The 14,249-nt window shown below is 42.2% G+C and carries 15 protein-coding genes; 12 read left to right on the top strand and 3 right to left on the bottom strand.

Annotated elements, in window-relative coordinates; genetic code table 11:
- Positions 1 to 98: 98 nt before the first annotated feature.
- Positions 99 to 1,304, bottom strand: coding sequence for a DEAD/DEAH box helicase (locus KDW99_RS11325; RefSeq protein WP_255824891.1), 1,206 nt, complete (start codon positions 1,302 to 1,304; stop codon positions 99 to 101).
- 231 nt (positions 1,305 to 1,535) lie between these two features.
- On the opposite strand from KDW99_RS11325, the gene KDW99_RS11320 reads away from it, so the two are divergent.
- Together KDW99_RS11320 and KDW99_RS11315 are read left to right on the top strand one after the other, a co-directional pair.
- A complete protein-coding gene (locus tag KDW99_RS11320) occupies positions 1,536 to 2,096 on the top strand; it encodes a DUF1415 domain-containing protein (protein ID WP_255824890.1) in 561 nt (186 codons plus the stop codon).
- Between the two features lie 81 nt (positions 2,097 to 2,177).
- Positions 2,178 to 3,011, top strand: coding sequence for a CvfB family protein (locus tag KDW99_RS11315; RefSeq protein WP_114412186.1), 834 nt, complete (start codon positions 2,178 to 2,180; stop codon positions 3,009 to 3,011).
- Positions 3,012 to 3,036: 25 nt separating this feature from the next.
- On the opposite strand, the gene KDW99_RS11310 is transcribed toward KDW99_RS11315, so the two are convergent.
- Positions 3,037 to 3,984 (bottom strand): ketopantoate reductase family protein, encoded by a 948-nt coding sequence (locus KDW99_RS11310; protein WP_255824889.1) that lies wholly within the window; start codon positions 3,982 to 3,984, stop codon positions 3,037 to 3,039.
- Positions 3,985 to 4,067: 83 nt separating this feature from the next.
- Here KDW99_RS11310 and KDW99_RS11305 point away from each other — a divergent pair, with 83 nt between their 5' ends.
- Positions 4,068 to 4,553 (top strand): YajQ family cyclic di-GMP-binding protein, encoded by a 486-nt coding sequence (locus KDW99_RS11305; RefSeq protein WP_255824888.1) that lies wholly within the window; start codon positions 4,068 to 4,070, stop codon positions 4,551 to 4,553.
- A gap of 43 nt (positions 4,554 to 4,596) precedes the next feature.
- Here the strand turns inward: KDW99_RS11305 and KDW99_RS11300 are convergent, their stop codons facing one another.
- Positions 4,597 to 4,914, bottom strand: a complete 318-nt coding sequence (locus tag KDW99_RS11300) for an MGMT family protein (RefSeq protein WP_304941359.1) — start codon at positions 4,912 to 4,914, stop codon at positions 4,597 to 4,599.
- 50 nt (positions 4,915 to 4,964) lie between these two features.
- On the opposite strand from KDW99_RS11300, the gene KDW99_RS11295 reads away from it, so the two are divergent.
- The 9 genes from KDW99_RS11295 (at position 4,965) to trpA (ending at position 14,223) form a co-directional block, all read left to right on the top strand.
- Positions 4,965 to 5,444, top strand: coding sequence for an FxsA family protein (locus KDW99_RS11295; protein ID WP_255824887.1), 480 nt, complete (start codon positions 4,965 to 4,967; stop codon positions 5,442 to 5,444).
- Positions 5,445 to 5,574: 130 nt separating this feature from the next.
- Positions 5,575 to 5,865 (top strand): co-chaperone GroES, encoded by a 291-nt coding sequence (locus KDW99_RS11290; protein ID WP_012069737.1) that lies wholly within the window; start codon positions 5,575 to 5,577, stop codon positions 5,863 to 5,865.
- A gap of 57 nt (positions 5,866 to 5,922) precedes the next feature.
- Positions 5,923 to 7,569: a chaperonin GroEL gene (gene groL / locus KDW99_RS11285; protein WP_255824884.1), complete on the top strand. Its 1,647-nt coding sequence runs from the start codon at positions 5,923 to 5,925 to the stop codon at positions 7,567 to 7,569.
- Positions 7,570 to 7,682: 113 nt separating this feature from the next.
- A complete protein-coding gene (locus tag KDW99_RS11280; protein ID WP_255824883.1) occupies positions 7,683 to 8,405 on the top strand; it encodes an EAL domain-containing protein in 723 nt (240 codons plus the stop codon).
- Between the two features lie 146 nt (positions 8,406 to 8,551).
- Complete coding sequence (locus KDW99_RS11275) at positions 8,552 to 10,798, top strand: FimV/HubP family polar landmark protein (protein ID WP_255824882.1); 2,247 nt, start codon at positions 8,552 to 8,554, stop codon at positions 10,796 to 10,798.
- A complete protein-coding gene (gene truA / locus KDW99_RS11270) occupies positions 10,791 to 11,615 on the top strand; it encodes a tRNA pseudouridine(38-40) synthase TruA (RefSeq protein ID WP_255824881.1) in 825 nt (274 codons plus the stop codon). Before KDW99_RS11275 ends, truA begins: the two co-directional genes overlap by 8 nt.
- A complete protein-coding gene (locus KDW99_RS11265; RefSeq protein ID WP_255824880.1) occupies positions 11,599 to 12,216 on the top strand; it encodes a phosphoribosylanthranilate isomerase in 618 nt (205 codons plus the stop codon). Before truA ends, KDW99_RS11265 begins: the two co-directional genes overlap by 17 nt.
- Positions 12,209 to 13,420 (top strand): tryptophan synthase subunit beta, encoded by a 1,212-nt coding sequence (gene trpB, locus KDW99_RS11260; protein ID WP_255824879.1) that lies wholly within the window; start codon positions 12,209 to 12,211, stop codon positions 13,418 to 13,420. Before KDW99_RS11265 ends, trpB begins: the two co-directional genes overlap by 8 nt.
- Complete coding sequence (trpA, locus tag KDW99_RS11255) at positions 13,417 to 14,223, top strand: tryptophan synthase subunit alpha (RefSeq protein WP_255824878.1); 807 nt, start codon at positions 13,417 to 13,419, stop codon at positions 14,221 to 14,223. Before trpB ends, trpA begins: the two co-directional genes overlap by 4 nt.
- The last annotated feature ends 26 nt before the right edge of the window (positions 14,224 to 14,249 follow it).

The raw sequence follows: 14,249 nt of genomic DNA, 5'->3' as shown, positions 1-14,249 counted from the left end.
GTCAAATTTTACTCTTGTGCTTGCTAGTGATGAAAACAACAAAGGCGCTTAAATTAGCGCCTTTGTTGTTTCTAAACTCTATAAGCCAGTTTTCGGCATTATTTTTTGCTAGGAGCTGGTTTCTTCTTTTTCTTCTTATTGCTTGGAGAGCGAGCTTTTGTTTTTGCTTCTAGCCCTTCAATTCGGCCGAATTTAATGTTGGCTTGCATGAAACGTTGAATTTTTTCAATCATCGGCAAGTCGTTGATGTCGATTAATGAAATGCAGTCGCCTGGTGCGCCTTCTCGTGAAGCGCGTCCCGCTCGGTGAATATAGGAATCGGCTTTGCGAGGCAAGCGAAGGTTAATGACGGTGTTGATTTCAGGAAGGTCGATACCGCGAGAGGCCACATCGGTTGCGACTAACACTTGTAGGCGGCCGCGTTTCATCTGTTTCATATGCTCACTACGATCACCTTGCTTCATTTCGCCGTGCAAGCCGTCACACATTAAGCCCATTTTACGGATGCGTTGAACCCATACGTCAACATGCTCTCGATTGGAAACAAACAAAACCGCTTGTTGAACGCGCTCTTGTGTTAACAAATGCTTTAGTACGGCTTCTTTGTGTTCTTCGCTATCGACGCGGTAGGCAATTTGGCGAATTTGGCTTGGCACTGTGCGAGAAGATTCACCAAGGCGAATCTGTTGAGTTTCGCTGTTTAATAGTGCGCTGGCAAAACGGCCCATTTTCTCGCCTTCTAACGTGGCGGAGAACATCAATGTTTGGTGTTCTTTTGGCAGTTCTTTGGCAATGCGGTTAATCGCGTTAACAAAACCCATATCCAGCATGCGATCAGCTTCGTCAATAACAAAGTAAGAGACATCTGTTAGGTCTAGCCATTGTTTATCGTCTAATTCGACAAGGCGACCGGGTGTGGCAACCAAAATATCGCAAGGCTCACTTAGTTGCTGCTGCTGCATACCGTAAGGCGTGCCACCAATAATAAGATGAGATTGAATGCGTGTATGTTGCGTTAATTGCTCTACAACATTAAAAATCTGGCGTGCTAGCTCGCGACTAGGTGCTAAAATTAGCACCTTTGGAGCGGTAGTAGATTGTTCATCACGGTCAAGTATATGCTGAATAGCTGGCGCACAAAAAGCGATGGTTTTGCCCGTACCAGTCGGGGCAGTTGCAAGTAGGTCAGAACCCTCTAAGGCGATTGGTATAGCTTGTTCTTGGATTTCTGTCGGGGTTTCAAAGCCAATATCACTAATGGCTTGTTCTATGGTGAAATCCAAATCTAATTCAGCAAATGACATGTAAACTCTCTGTAGCGGGATAAGTGGCACGGCCAACTATGAATGTCATAAATTAACTATGATAATCATAATGAATTTGGGCGTATGACCACTATAATGGACTGTAATATGAGCCATGATACCTTGTTTTCTGAGGATTCGAAATCTAAACCTCAGATGATAATTGGATAAGTTAGACCCTTTGTACGCTTTGCTCTAAAATACCATCAAATATTTATAAGAAGACACGTTATGCTGCTATCAGATGAGTTAGTCACCACCCAAACAATGACATGGGTAAAAGAGTTTATTGTGGCGTTAAATGTTTGTCCTTTTGCTAAACGTGAAGTGGAAAGTGACAGTGTGCGCTGCGTGGTGTTGCGATCAAAAAAAATAGATGTGGCGTTAGAAGAGTTAATGGCGGAAATTCAGTGGTTGGACGAACATCCTGAGACAGAAACAACGTTGCTAATTTTTCCGACCTTGTTTAAAGACTTTCATCGATATTTAGACTTTGTTGAAACATCGGAAAATCTTATGTTTGATCAAGGTTGTGAAGGGGTTTATCAGTTGGCAACTTTTCACCCTGATTATTGTTTTTCAGGCACAGAGCCTGATGATGTTTCTAATTACACTAATCGCTCACCTTATCCTATGTTGCATCTTTTAAGAGAGGCGAGTGTTGATAAGGCGATTGAGTTCTACGGAGATACTGCCGAGATACCAAATCAAAATATTGAAAAAATGGAAGAGCTTGGAAAGTCTAAATTAGACGGTATATTTGCTGGTTGTATGAAAGCAGATAATGACTAACTTATAACATTCAAAATGAACTGTATTGCGCTTACGAATGAAGTGCGTATAGTGCGAAAAAAATTGCTTGCCGGAGAACTCATGGCTACACAAATTGGGCGCTTAAATACATTAAGAGTCGTTAAAGAGAAAGATTTTGGTGTGTATTTAGACGCCGATCAATTGGGTGAAATTTTATTACCTAAGCGTTATGTACCAAAAGGTGTAACGGTCGATGACGAAGTGGAAGTATTCGTCTACTTGGATTCAGATGATAAATTAATTTCCACCACTGAGTTTCCTAAGGCTCAAGTTGGGGAGTTTGCTGCATTAACGTCAATAGCGGTAAATCAAGTAGGTGCGTTCTTTGATTGGGGATTGCCAAAGGATTTATTGGTGCCTTTTAGTCAACAGAAGAACCGCGTAGAAGAAGGCGAAACGCATTTGTTGTTTATCTACCTTGATCAAACGACAAACCGAATTGTCGCGACGACCAAAGTGGATGCGTTGCTGAACCGTGAAGAGGCGCCTTATCGTGTAGGCGATAAAGTGTCTATTATTATCGGCGACAAAACGAATATTGGTTTTAAGTGTGTTATCGATAACCGTTTTTGGGGTGTTTTGTTTTTCGAAGATGCGTTTAGGCAGCTCCGCAAAGGTGAAAAGACTGTCGGCTTCATTAAGCAAATGCGTGAAGACGGCAAGATCGATTTAAGCTTGCAAGAAGTGGGCTACAAAAAAGTACGTAACATTTTAGATGATATTTTAGATTATCTGGATGCTCATGGTGGTGAGTCCCCGTTGACGGATAAAGCGTCTCCAGAAGCTATCTATGCTGTTTTTAAAGTCAGTAAGGCAACGTACAAGAAAGCGTTGGGTGCACTTTATAAAGAGAAGAAAATTCTGCTCACGAAAGAAAAGATCTCTAAAATCTAGATTTTATGGCTCAATAAAAAAGCTGCTAAGGAAGACTTAGCAGCTTTTTTTTGACCTCTTCACGCTGTTCCGCATGGGCTACACCCTCGAAAAGCAAGCGCTGGACAGGCAGTTCTATCGGGCTATGATTAAGTAGAAAGCCGGAAATAAAGCTGTTTTCGGTTTGACGTTGTAGTCGAATATCTTCATGCATCGAAGATCGGTTCAAACGAGTAAGTTGAGCAATGGTGTGTACTCGGTTTTTGAGATTTTCTTGGGTTAGGTGTTGGCTTTCTTGTGAGTAGCTGAATTTTGGGTGGGTGAAAATACTTGATAATTCAGATAGTGTCGCGTCAATTAATGACTTGTACTCATCATTTAAAATGTCGCCATTATGAATGTTAAAAATGGCGGTTATGGGGTTAATTACGGCGTTGACTGCCAGTTTCTCAATCATGCGCTGATGGATGTTGGCAACCGTGAGAGACTCAATGGGGAAGTACTTTGCGGGTGTTGATTGTCGCCATTCGCCAAAGTAGGTATCTCCTAAGCCAGTATGCTTTATGTGGTTGGCTTCAATTTTTAAAACGCCTTCACTGGTGGTTCCTGCCCATAGTGTTTGTGTTTCCATCAGTGTTTTCTGAAGCGCTTCTTGTGCACCAATTCCATTACATAGACAAGCTATATCGGCATTGTCACTAACATGTGCCGCAACTTGAGAATAAGCATCTTTAAGATCGAAAGATTTGGTACAAATTAGTACCTTGTCATATTGCTCGGTAAGATCTTCTGCTTTGAAGCTTTTGATTTTATGCTTCGTTACAGAAACTTGTTGTTGACCGTCTTCATCGGCAAGTGATTCCAGTGTGATTTTCTTCCCTGGACTTTCTGATCGGTACACTAGATGGACTTTATTGCCGAGTTTTTCTAGCTTACAGGCCCAAAAGAGGCCGATAGCGCCAGCGCCGATGACTAACCAAGGCGTGTTCTTCATAATAGGTTTCCATTAGGTGTTTTATTTCAATCCCTGTTATTATCGCCCCAAAATACATTATTGAAAATGCAAAGGAGCAGAAAATGCCATCATTTGACGTAGTATCTGAGTTAGATTGGCACGAAGTCACTAACGCAGTCGATCAGGCAAACAGAGAGATTACAACGCGTTATGACTTTAAAGGCGTGAAAGCGCACTACGAAGTTAAAGACAAAAAAAGCGTCGTCATGGAAGCTGAGGCAGAACCTCAACTTCGTCAGATGTCTGATATTTTAAACCAAAAATTGGTTAGCCGTGGGATTGATTTAAAAAGTTTAGAAAAAGAAGATGTCGTAAAAGGGAATATGCGTGCCTCTCAAGCTGTAAAAATGAAAGAAGGTCTTGAAACTGACGAAGCGAAAAAGATCGTGAAGATGATCAAAGATAGCAAGGCGAAAGTTCAAGCGCAGATTCAAGGTGATCAGCTTCGTGTTACTGGTAAAAAACGAGATGACCTTCAGCAAGTCATGGCTTTATTGCGCGGTGCTGAGTTGGCTCAGCCAGTTCAATTTACCAACTTTAGAGATTAATTTTATTTAAAAAGCTGCCGCGTATTGTTGTACGGTGGCTTTTTTATTTCTTTGTTGGGTTTTTATTGAGACTTAGTTTGTTCCCTACAATAACCCAGCCTTCTTGCTCCAATCTTTCCTTTTGCCTTAAGTAGGCGTCTGTGTTTTCTGGAAAACTAATTCTTTTTTGTGCGTTTATTACTCTGTGCCAAGGCAGTTTGGTGTCTTTGGGAAGTTTTTTCATTAAACTGCCAACTTGCCTTGCATAACCTGGAAAACCCGCTAGTTTTGCAAGTTCTCCGTAAGCAATGCATTCACCCTTGGGTATTTCACTTAAAATATGCAACACCTGAGATTTAAATCTATCTATCGGTTGATTCATTGTATTTTGCCCTTAGATAAATAAATACATTTAAAACAAAGAAGGTAAATATGAGATTTGCACTTTTGCTTTTCATACTCATTCCCGTTATTGAGCTATCAGTCTTAATAAAAGTTGGCAGTCAAATTGGTGCCCTGGCGACAGTTGGTTTGGTATTTCTAACCGCTATTCTAGGCGTGACTTTAATTCGTAAGCAAGGTTTAGAAACATCTCTTAAAGCGCAAGAGAAAATGCGCCGCGGCGAGTTGCCAGCCTCTGAGGTTGCAGAAGGGGTTATGCTGATTTTTGCAGGCTTGTGCTTATTAATGCCAGGTTTTGTGACAGATATTATTGGTGGGTTGTTGCTGGTTCCGCCGCTACGTAAACTGTTTGCGGCTGGGCTCTTGGTTAATTTTGTTGCATCTATGGTGAAAAAAGGGTCTAAATGGGCGCCTTATGGAAGTTATGATGCTCAGTCCAGTGGTGAAACAATTGATGGCGAGTATTCAAAAGAACCTAAAGATGACAATGACTTAATAGATAAAAAATAATTCATTTTCGGGGTTGAAATTGGCTTGTGTAGCCGTATATAGATTCTTGTTAAAGCTTCCTACTATGTATGCAGTAGGATTATCCAGCCAGGGGAGTCCTGGTATCGTTTTTAATTGGAGAGATTGATCAATGAATATTCGTCCTTTGCACGATCGTGTCGTTGTTCGACGTAAAGAAGAAGAAACAACAACTGCATCTGGTATCGTTCTGCCCGGATCTGCTAAAGAAAAGCCTACTCAAGGCGAGGTTTTGGCTGTTGGCACTGGCCGTATTCAATCAAATGGCGATGTGCAAGCTTTAGCCGTTAAAGTTGGTGATACTGTGTTGTTTGGCCAATACTCTGGTCAAACCGTTAAAATCGAAGGTGATGAGCTACTTATCATGAAGGAAGATGAAATTTACGGCATTGTTGAAGCCTAATTCTCCCTGTAGCTCTATTACGATTCATAGCATTTACAACAGTTAAGGTATAAGAAAATGGCAGCTAAAGAAGTTAAATTTGGAGATAGCGCTCGTCAGCAAATGCTGAAGGGTGTGAATGTTCTTGCAGACGCAGTAAAAGTAACTCTGGGGCCAAAAGGTCGTAACGTTATTATTGAAAAATCTTTTGGTGCACCGCTTGTTACTAAAGATGGTGTAACAGTAGCGAAAGAAATCGAACTTGAAAATAAGTTCGAAAACATGGGCGCGCAAATGGTAAAAGAAGTTGCTTCTCAAGCCAATGATGTCGCTGGTGATGGCACAACTACGGCAACTGTTTTAGCGCAAGCTATTGTGGCTGAAGGTTTGAAAGCCGTTGCTGCGGGCCGTAACCCAATGGATCTTAAGCGTGGTATTGATCAAGCGGCGGCTGCCGTTGTTAAAGAGATTGCTGCGCAATCTACCCCTTGTACGGACACTCGTGCTATTGAGCAGGTAGGTACAATTTCTGCTAACTCTGATTCTTCAGTAGGTAAAATTATTGCTGAAGCAATGGAGCGTGTTGGTAAAGAAGGTGTTATCACAGTTGAAGAAGGCTCTGGTTTTGAAGATGAGCTAGCTGTCGTTGAAGGTATGCAGTTTGATCGCGGCTACCTATCTCCTTACTTCATCAATAATCAAGAAACAATGAGCGCGGAACTTGAAAACCCATTCATTCTTCTTGTTGATAAGAAAATTTCAAACATTCGCGACTTGCTACCAGTATTGGAGGGTGTTGCCAAAGCGTCTCGTCCTTTATTGATTATTGCTGAAGACGTTGAAGGCGAAGCGTTGGCAACTTTGGTTGTAAACACTATGCGTGGCATCGTAAAAGTGGCGGCTGCAAAAGCACCTGGTTTTGGTGATCGTCGTAAAGCAATGCTTGAAGATATTGCTGTTCTTTCTGGTGCAACGGTTATTTCTGAAGAAGTTGGTTTGAGTCTTGAAACAGCTACTCTTGAGCAGCTTGGTACGGCAAAGCGCGTTACTTTGACAAAAGAAAGCACAACAATTGTTGATGGCGCTGGCAATGCAGCAAATATCACTACTCGTGTAGAACAAATTCGTGCGGAAATGGCTAACTCTTCTTCTGATTATGACAAAGAGAAGCTTCAAGAGCGTGTTGCTAAATTGGCTGGCGGCGTTGCTGTCATCAAAATTGGCGCAGCGACTGAGTTGGCAATGAAAGAGAAAAAAGCTCGTGTAGATGATGCTCTTCATGCAACTCGCGCAGCAGTTGAAGAAGGCGTTGTTGCTGGTGGTGGTGTTGCTCTAGTTCGCGCGCTGACTAAAATTGTTGATCTTAAAGGTGAAAACGAAGATCAGAGCGTTGGTATTACTCTTGCTCTACGTGCAATGGAAGCGCCAATGCGTCAAATCGTCATCAACGCAGGTGCTGAAGCCTCCGTTGTTGTAGATAAAGTTAAGCAAGGTGAAGGAAATTACGGTTACAACGCGGCGACTGGTGAGTACGGCGACATGTTGGAAATGGGTATCCTAGATCCAGCTAAAGTAACTCGTTCTGCGCTTCAAGCAGCCGCTTCTGTAGCAGGTCTTATGATCACGACTGAAGCTATGATTGCTGATGTGGCTAAAGATGACGCTGGTGGCATGCCTGATATGGGTGGCATGGGCGGAATGGGTGGCATGGGCGGGATGATGTAATCCCTCTCTAACTCATTGAAATAAAAGAAAACCTCGCTATTTAGCGAGGTTTTTTTTTATAATGAATCTTTATGTTAATGAGTGTCGTTCTCGTTTTATTTGGGGTTTTTGAAATGGATTTTGTAACACAAAAAATGCTGTTGGAGTTGGTTGAGTCTAGACGGTTTGGAGTTGAGTATCAGCCAATTGTGGAGATGAAAACGAGAGAAATATTCGCATATGAGGCCCTTTCTAGGTTTAGGTCTGCGGTGGGGGAATTTATAAGGCCTGATTATGTTTATGCAGCGCTGCATGATAATCCGTTGCTATTGTTTCAAGTTGAGTTGGCTCAAAAAAAGATTCAGCTAGATCGTCTGTGTAATTCGGAGAAGGTGTTTGTCAATTTAGATCAGGATGCATTTTACGCTTGCGGGCAGGATGTGGGAAATAATCCTTTTGTTGAACTTATTCAATTAGCTGGGCGTGATCGGGTGGTGGTTGAGTTGATAGAAAACTCTGAGATAAGCGATGCGTTAATGAGTTTGTCTATGATTGAGCTGTTTAATGGGTTAGGTGTTCGTACCGCATTAGATGATTTGTGTAACCCGAAATCGATGTTATCTGTTGCTGTATTACAATTGGTAGAATGGATAAAATTGGATAAATGTGTGCTAGATAATAGATTAGATGCTAATTTTATGGTGTTTGTTTCAAAGATAATTGATTTTGCTCATGTTACAGGTAAACAGGTTATTCTTGAGGGTGTGGAGAGAGAAGAAGACTTAGTTTTTGCTCGACAGATCGGTGTAGACTTTGTTCAAGGGTTTTATTTTAGGCGTCATTTTTTAAGTTATTAGGTGTAAAAAACTCTTGTTTTTGTATTTTTTATCTCTCTCTAGTATTAAGTGCAAACCATTGATTCTAAAGCTATTGATAAATGGTCACCTGTGTAAGATACTTGTTCTGATATTTATGTCCATAATTTGTAAATAAAGGGAAGCTTATGCTCAGAAAAACCCTCGTTAGTATTGCTGTGTCAGGTGCGCTGTATGTGTCCAGCAGTTACGCATTGGAACTGGGTGAGCTAACCTCTCAATCAAATTTGGGCGAACCCTATCGTGGAAAGATCGAGCTGTCTGATGTTGGTGCTCTGACTGATAACGATATATTGATTCGTCTCGGTAGTGAAAGTGAATTCCGACAAGCAGGATTTGCACCAACGAGAGTTCTTTCTCAGTTAAAATTTGACGTTGTTCGCGACAACGGTGACCTTGTGGTTGCTGTGTCTTCAGATCAGCCGCTTCGTGTCGATGAGTTGCATTTTATATTAGCTGCTCGCTGGCCGAGTGGGCAGATTGTTAGAGAATATCAAACGCCTTTAAATCAATCCGCGTTAGTTAATAAAACGCAAAAGGAAGTGGTTCAGTCGGCTCCTGTTACTTCTTCGTCTGATGATTCAAATCAAACCGTTTTTCGACAAGCGACTCTTTCTGCAGAGAAAATGACTGTGAAAGGTCAAATGAATGTAGTGAAAGGGAATACGCTTTGGTCTATTGCGGGTCAAAATCGCCCTACGAATCAGCTAACCATCTATCAAACAATGATGGCAATTCAGGCGCTTAATAAAGATGCTTTTTATTCTGATAATATTAACCTTCTTAAAGAAGGTGCTATTTTACGCTTACCAACACAGGATCAAATTGCTCTCTTTAATCGATCTACTTCACAAGAAGAGTTTCAGCGTCAGCATGATGCTTGGATGGCTTTAAAAGGGTCAAGAGATAGTTCGGCAGTAGAGCAGGCTCAACTAAATACTCAAGCGAAGGCAAAGGCTGCTTCCAACGAGTCTTCGGTTGGAGGCGATAAACTAACCTTGGCGTCTGGACAAAGTCTATTGCCTGAGAATGCAGCCAGTTCGAATGCTGGTGATGATGATAATGCCAAGCTAAGTGCTTTGCGGGGGGAGTTGTCTGCTTCTCAAGAGCTGCTGGATAAAGAGCAGCGTGAAAAAAGTGAGCTATCTAGTCAATTGGGTGATTTAAATAAGCAGCTTGAAACCTTGGAGCAGCTCATTAGCTTAAAAGATAAGCAAATGGCGGAGTTACAGCAACAATTTGCCAGTGCTCAGCAGGCGCTTCAGGAGCAGAAAAATACGGTTGATCAGCTATTAGAGGCTGATCAGATTCGTCGTGAAAAAGAGCAGGCTGAAGCCGATTCAATTGTTAATAAAATATTTGGCAACCCAATTGTTGTGGCGATCGGTGCGGTAGTATTGCTCTTGCTTGGCTTCTTGATTGGTTTGGTTATGCGTCGAGCTGGAAAAAAACAAGAGGAGCAAGACACATCAAAAAAGGATGAGTTTGATCTCTCATCTGCTGCGGTTGTAGCCCCTGTGGCGGCGGTTGCTGCAGCGGATTACGCTTTAGATGATGAAAAAGTTGAAGAAAAGGTAGAGCTAAAAGAGGAAGACCCTTTCGCTTTTGATTTCGACACTCCTGATGACGATGATGGTCTAGATGACTTTGGTTCTTTTGGGGAAGAGGTTGCTACTACAGACCTTGAAGATTCAGCAGTAACAGATGATATGGATTTTTCTGAAGATCCGGAAGATGAATTTGAAAGTGCGCTAGAGGATGATGCATTTGCGTCATTTGATGAAACGGATGACCTGCCTGAATCGGTAATGGATCTTGATGGCGAAGACGAGTTAGATGAGCTTGAGTCTTTTGTTGAAGAAGACATTCCTACTATGACGCCAGAATCGGTTGAATCAAACCTTGAGACTGAAACTGAAACTGAAACTGAAACTGAAACGACTGTTGATCCAAGCGTAGATGATGAAACTGAAAGTGAAGAAGAGTCTTTTGTTTCTAGTTTGCTAAACGACGTGGATCAGGATGATGTTGATGAGGCTTCTATTTTTAGTGGTGCCCCAAATGATTCCTTAGCCAATTCAATTGAAGAAACATTAGCAGAAGCACAGCAAGAAGAAGATGAGATTGAAGTACCTTCATTTGGTGAAGCTGAAGCAGCGGAAGATGAAGATGTTAGTGATGAGGAAGAAGAATTTGACTTCTTCGACGCTAGCGGTGATGAAGTGGCGACCAAGCTTGATTTAGCAAGAGCTTATATGGATATGGGGGATGAAGAGGGGGCGCGCGTCATTCTAGATGATGTAATTGAGTCAGGTAATGAGCAGCAAATAGCTGAAGCACAGAATATGATGGAGCGAATGTTCCCAAGTGACTAATAAAGTAGTACTAGTTGTTGAATATAATGGCTCTGAATACAAGGGCTGGCAAGCACAGAAATTTGGTGTTCCAAGTGTTCAGGAGAATTTAGAAAAAGCATTGTCTGTTATTGCAAATCACCCAGTTAAGGTGGTTTGTGCAGGTCGAACTGATTCCGGTGTCCATGCAAGCGCCCAAGTGGTTCACTTTGAAACAGAAGTAGAGCGTAACGAGCGTGCGTGGACAATAGGTGTTAATACCTATCTTCCTACGGATATTACCGTAGTAGCGGCACGCTCTGTTACAGATGACTTTCATGCTCGCTTTAGTGCATTAAGTCGTCGCTACCGTTATGTTATCTATTCGTCGGATTTTTGTCCGGCAATATTGGCTAAAGGAGTGACTTGGACATATAAGACGCTTGATGTTAATGCCATGAAGGAAGCTGCTAAAGTGTTTCTGGGTACACATGATTTCTCTTCTTTCCGAGCAATTGGCTGCCAAGCCAATACGCCTATCCGTACAATTCTAAACTTTGATGTGCAGAAGCTGGGTCAATACATTGTTATAGATGTCCGCGCTAATGCTTTTTTGCATCATATGATTCGAAATTTTGCTGGTGTTTTGATGTCTATAGGGGCTGGTGAGAAACCCGTTTCCTGGGCGAAAAAAACGTTAGAAGCAAAGGATCGTACCAAGGGCGGTATAACTGCGCCACCAACTGGTCTGTATTTTGTGGATGCTCAATACCCTGATGTCTTTAATGTGCCAAAGCGACATTTAGGTCCTCATTTTTTACCTTATGTAGACGAGCCTAACTATGAATTGCCGAGTTAAAATCTGCGGAATAACCAATTTAGAAGACGCGCTTATGGCGTGTCGTCATGGTGCTGATGCGGTTGGTTTTGTTTTTTACGCAAAAAGCCCAAGATATGTTTCGCCTGATATGGCGAATTCTATTGTTGATAAACTGCCTCCTTTTGTAACGCCTGTTGCTTTATTTGTTGATGCTGACGCGGCACTCATCAATTCTGTTATAAATGGCAGCTCTCGTTGGATTATACAATTTCACGGTGGTGAGTCTGAGGCTGAATGCCTTTCATATCAGCGTCCTTATATGAAGGCATTAAGAGTTAAGCGCGGTGATGATGTAACCGCTTTGGTTGATCAATATCCAAGTGCAATTGCTATGTTATTAGATGCTTATAAAGCTGGCGTCCCTGGCGGAACGGGCGAAGTGTTTGATTGGGCATTAATACCAGATGGCTTGTCTAAACCAATTGTTCTGGCGGGCGGTTTAACGCCGAGCAATATTCAGCAAGCGATAACGCAGGTTAGACCTTATGCCGTAGATGTTAGTGGTGGCGTTGAGTTGTCAAAAGGCATTAAGAGTGAGTCTAAAGTTCAAGAATTCATTAGTGGAGCGAAATGTGGATAGCAAAGATTTTAACTTAGATTTACCGGATTCTCATGGTCGTTTTGGGCCTTATGGTGGCACATTTGTTTCTGAGACGCTGATGTCTGCTTTGGATGATTTGGCGAAAATGTATGAGCGCTTATCGAAAGACAGTGCTTTTCAGGCTGCTTTTGATCATGATTTAGCTCATTACGTTGGCCGCCCATCTCCACTTTATTTTGCTGAACGTCTGACCAAAAAAGCGGGCGGAGCTAAGATTTACTTAAAGCGCGAAGATTTAAATCATACTGGTGCTCATAAAATAAATAATACTATTGGTCAGGCTTTGCTTGCCAAGCACATGGGGAAACCAAATATTATTGCAGAAACTGGGGCTGGGCAGCATGGTGTTGCTTCTGCCACCGTTGCCGCTCGTTTGGGTCTGAAGTGTAAGGTTTTTATGGGGGCGGAGGATATTCGTCGCCAGTCACTTAACGTATACCGTATGAAGTTGTTAGGTGCTGAGGTCATTTCTGTTGAATCTGGTACTAAGACCTTAAAAGATGCGCTGAATGAAGCGATGCGTTACTGGGTAGGAAATGTAGACGATACCTTTTATATTATTGGTACGGCTGCGGGTCCTCATCCTTACCCTAAATTGGTTCGCGATTTTCAATCTGTCATCGGTCGTGAGACGAAAGCCCAATGTTTAGCTCAAGAAGGTCGTTTGCCTGATGCGTTAGTCGCATGTGTTGGTGGCGGATCTAATGCTATTGGTATGTTTCACCCATTTATTAAAGATGAAAATGTTGCTATGTATGGTGTTGAAGCGGGTGGCGATGGAATTGAAACGGGTCGTCATGCTGCACCTCTGAGTGCTGGTCGCCCTGGTGTGCTTCATGGTAATCGTACTTATGTCATGGCTGATGATGATGGTCAGATTATCGGCACTCACTCTATCTCGGCGGGTTTGGATTACCCAGGTGTTGGTCCTGAGCATGCTTGGCTTAAAGATATTGGACGCGCTAATTATGTGGCGATTAATGATGATGAGGCGATGGATGGCTTTAGAGATTTGACTCGTTTAGAAGGTATTATGCCAGCACTTGAATCAAGCCATGCTGTTGCCTACGGGATGAAGCTAGCCGCCACGATGGAAAAAGATAAGATTGTAGTAATAAATCTTTCTGGTCGTGGTGATAAAGATATTCTTACCGTTGCAGAATTAGATGGGATAGAAGTATGAGTCGCATTAAACAATGTTTTGAAAATTTAGAAAAATCTGGTAAAAAGGCGCTCATTCCGTATATCACCGCTGGAGACCCTAGCCCAGATTACACAGTGACACTGATGAATGCTCTAGTAGATGCTGGAGCTGATGTGATTGAGATCGGCATGCCTTTTTCAGATCCTATGGCTGATGGTCCAGTGATTCAATTGGCTTGTGAACGAAGCTTAGCCGCAGGAACCAGTGTCAAAAAAGTACTGCAAATCATCGCTGAATTTAGGCTAGGCAATACGACAACGCCTGTCGTTTTGATGGGGTATTTGAATCCAATCGAGTTTTTTGGGTATCAAGCTTTTTCAAATGCAGCAAAAGAAGCGGGTGTTGATGGCATTTTATTAGTGGATCTGACTCCAGAAGAGGCGACAGATGTAGTAGAATACTTCCGTGAGAACGATTTGGATCTGATTTATTTGCTGTCACCAACGACAACACCTGAGCGAGCAAAGAAAATTTGTGATTTGGCTTCAGGTTATGTGTATTACGTTTCTGTAAAAGGCGTGACAGGTTCTGCTGAACTAGATGTTGAAAGTGTTAAAAAACATGTGGATGCATTGCGTGCAATTACCGCCTTACCAATTGGTGTTGGTTTTGGTATACGTGATTCAAAAACGGCAGCGGCAGTAAGCAAATGTGCTGATGGTGTCATTGTTGGTAGTGTATTAGTTAACGCTATTGCTGAAAATCAAGATCATCAAAAAGAATATATAGCTGACGCTTTAGGGGCTATTTTATCGCCCATGCGCAATGAAATGGATGCTTAAGCGGCAGCAAACGAGAAATTTGGAGA

Origin of the sequence: Marinomonas rhizomae (genome assembly GCF_024397855.1) — a bacterium.
GTDB lineage: Bacteria > Pseudomonadota > Gammaproteobacteria > Pseudomonadales > Marinomonadaceae > Marinomonas > Marinomonas rhizomae_A.
The sequence above is the reverse complement of the archived record's forward strand: the minus strand, read 5'-3'. Positions and strand labels throughout refer to the sequence as shown.

Excerpts from the sequence above, each read along its gene's own strand:
- KDW99_RS11325 (WP_255824891.1), bottom strand. The coding sequence starts at position 1,304 with ATGTCATTTGCTGAATTAGATTTGGATTTCACCATAGAACAAGCCATT.
- KDW99_RS11320 (WP_255824890.1), top strand. The coding sequence starts at position 1,536 with ATGCTGCTATCAGATGAGTTAGTCACCACCCAAACAATGACATGGGTA.
- KDW99_RS11315 (WP_114412186.1), top strand. The coding sequence starts at position 2,178 with ATGGCTACACAAATTGGGCGCTTAAATACATTAAGAGTCGTTAAAGAG.
- KDW99_RS11310 (WP_255824889.1), bottom strand. The coding sequence starts at position 3,984 with ATGAAGAACACGCCTTGGTTAGTCATCGGCGCTGGCGCTATCGGCCTC.
- KDW99_RS11305 (WP_255824888.1), top strand. The coding sequence starts at position 4,068 with ATGCCATCATTTGACGTAGTATCTGAGTTAGATTGGCACGAAGTCACT.
- KDW99_RS11300 (WP_304941359.1), bottom strand. The coding sequence starts at position 4,914 with ATGAATCAACCGATAGATAGATTTAAATCTCAGGTGTTGCATATTTTA.
- KDW99_RS11295 (WP_255824887.1), top strand. The coding sequence starts at position 4,965 with ATGAGATTTGCACTTTTGCTTTTCATACTCATTCCCGTTATTGAGCTA.
- KDW99_RS11290 (WP_012069737.1), top strand. The coding sequence starts at position 5,575 with ATGAATATTCGTCCTTTGCACGATCGTGTCGTTGTTCGACGTAAAGAA.
- groL (WP_255824884.1), top strand. The coding sequence starts at position 5,923 with ATGGCAGCTAAAGAAGTTAAATTTGGAGATAGCGCTCGTCAGCAAATG.
- KDW99_RS11280 (WP_255824883.1), top strand. The coding sequence starts at position 7,683 with ATGGATTTTGTAACACAAAAAATGCTGTTGGAGTTGGTTGAGTCTAGA.
- KDW99_RS11275 (WP_255824882.1), top strand. The coding sequence starts at position 8,552 with ATGCTCAGAAAAACCCTCGTTAGTATTGCTGTGTCAGGTGCGCTGTAT.
- KDW99_RS11265 (WP_255824880.1), top strand. The coding sequence starts at position 11,599 with ATGAATTGCCGAGTTAAAATCTGCGGAATAACCAATTTAGAAGACGCG.
- trpA (WP_255824878.1), top strand. The coding sequence starts at position 13,417 with ATGAGTCGCATTAAACAATGTTTTGAAAATTTAGAAAAATCTGGTAAA.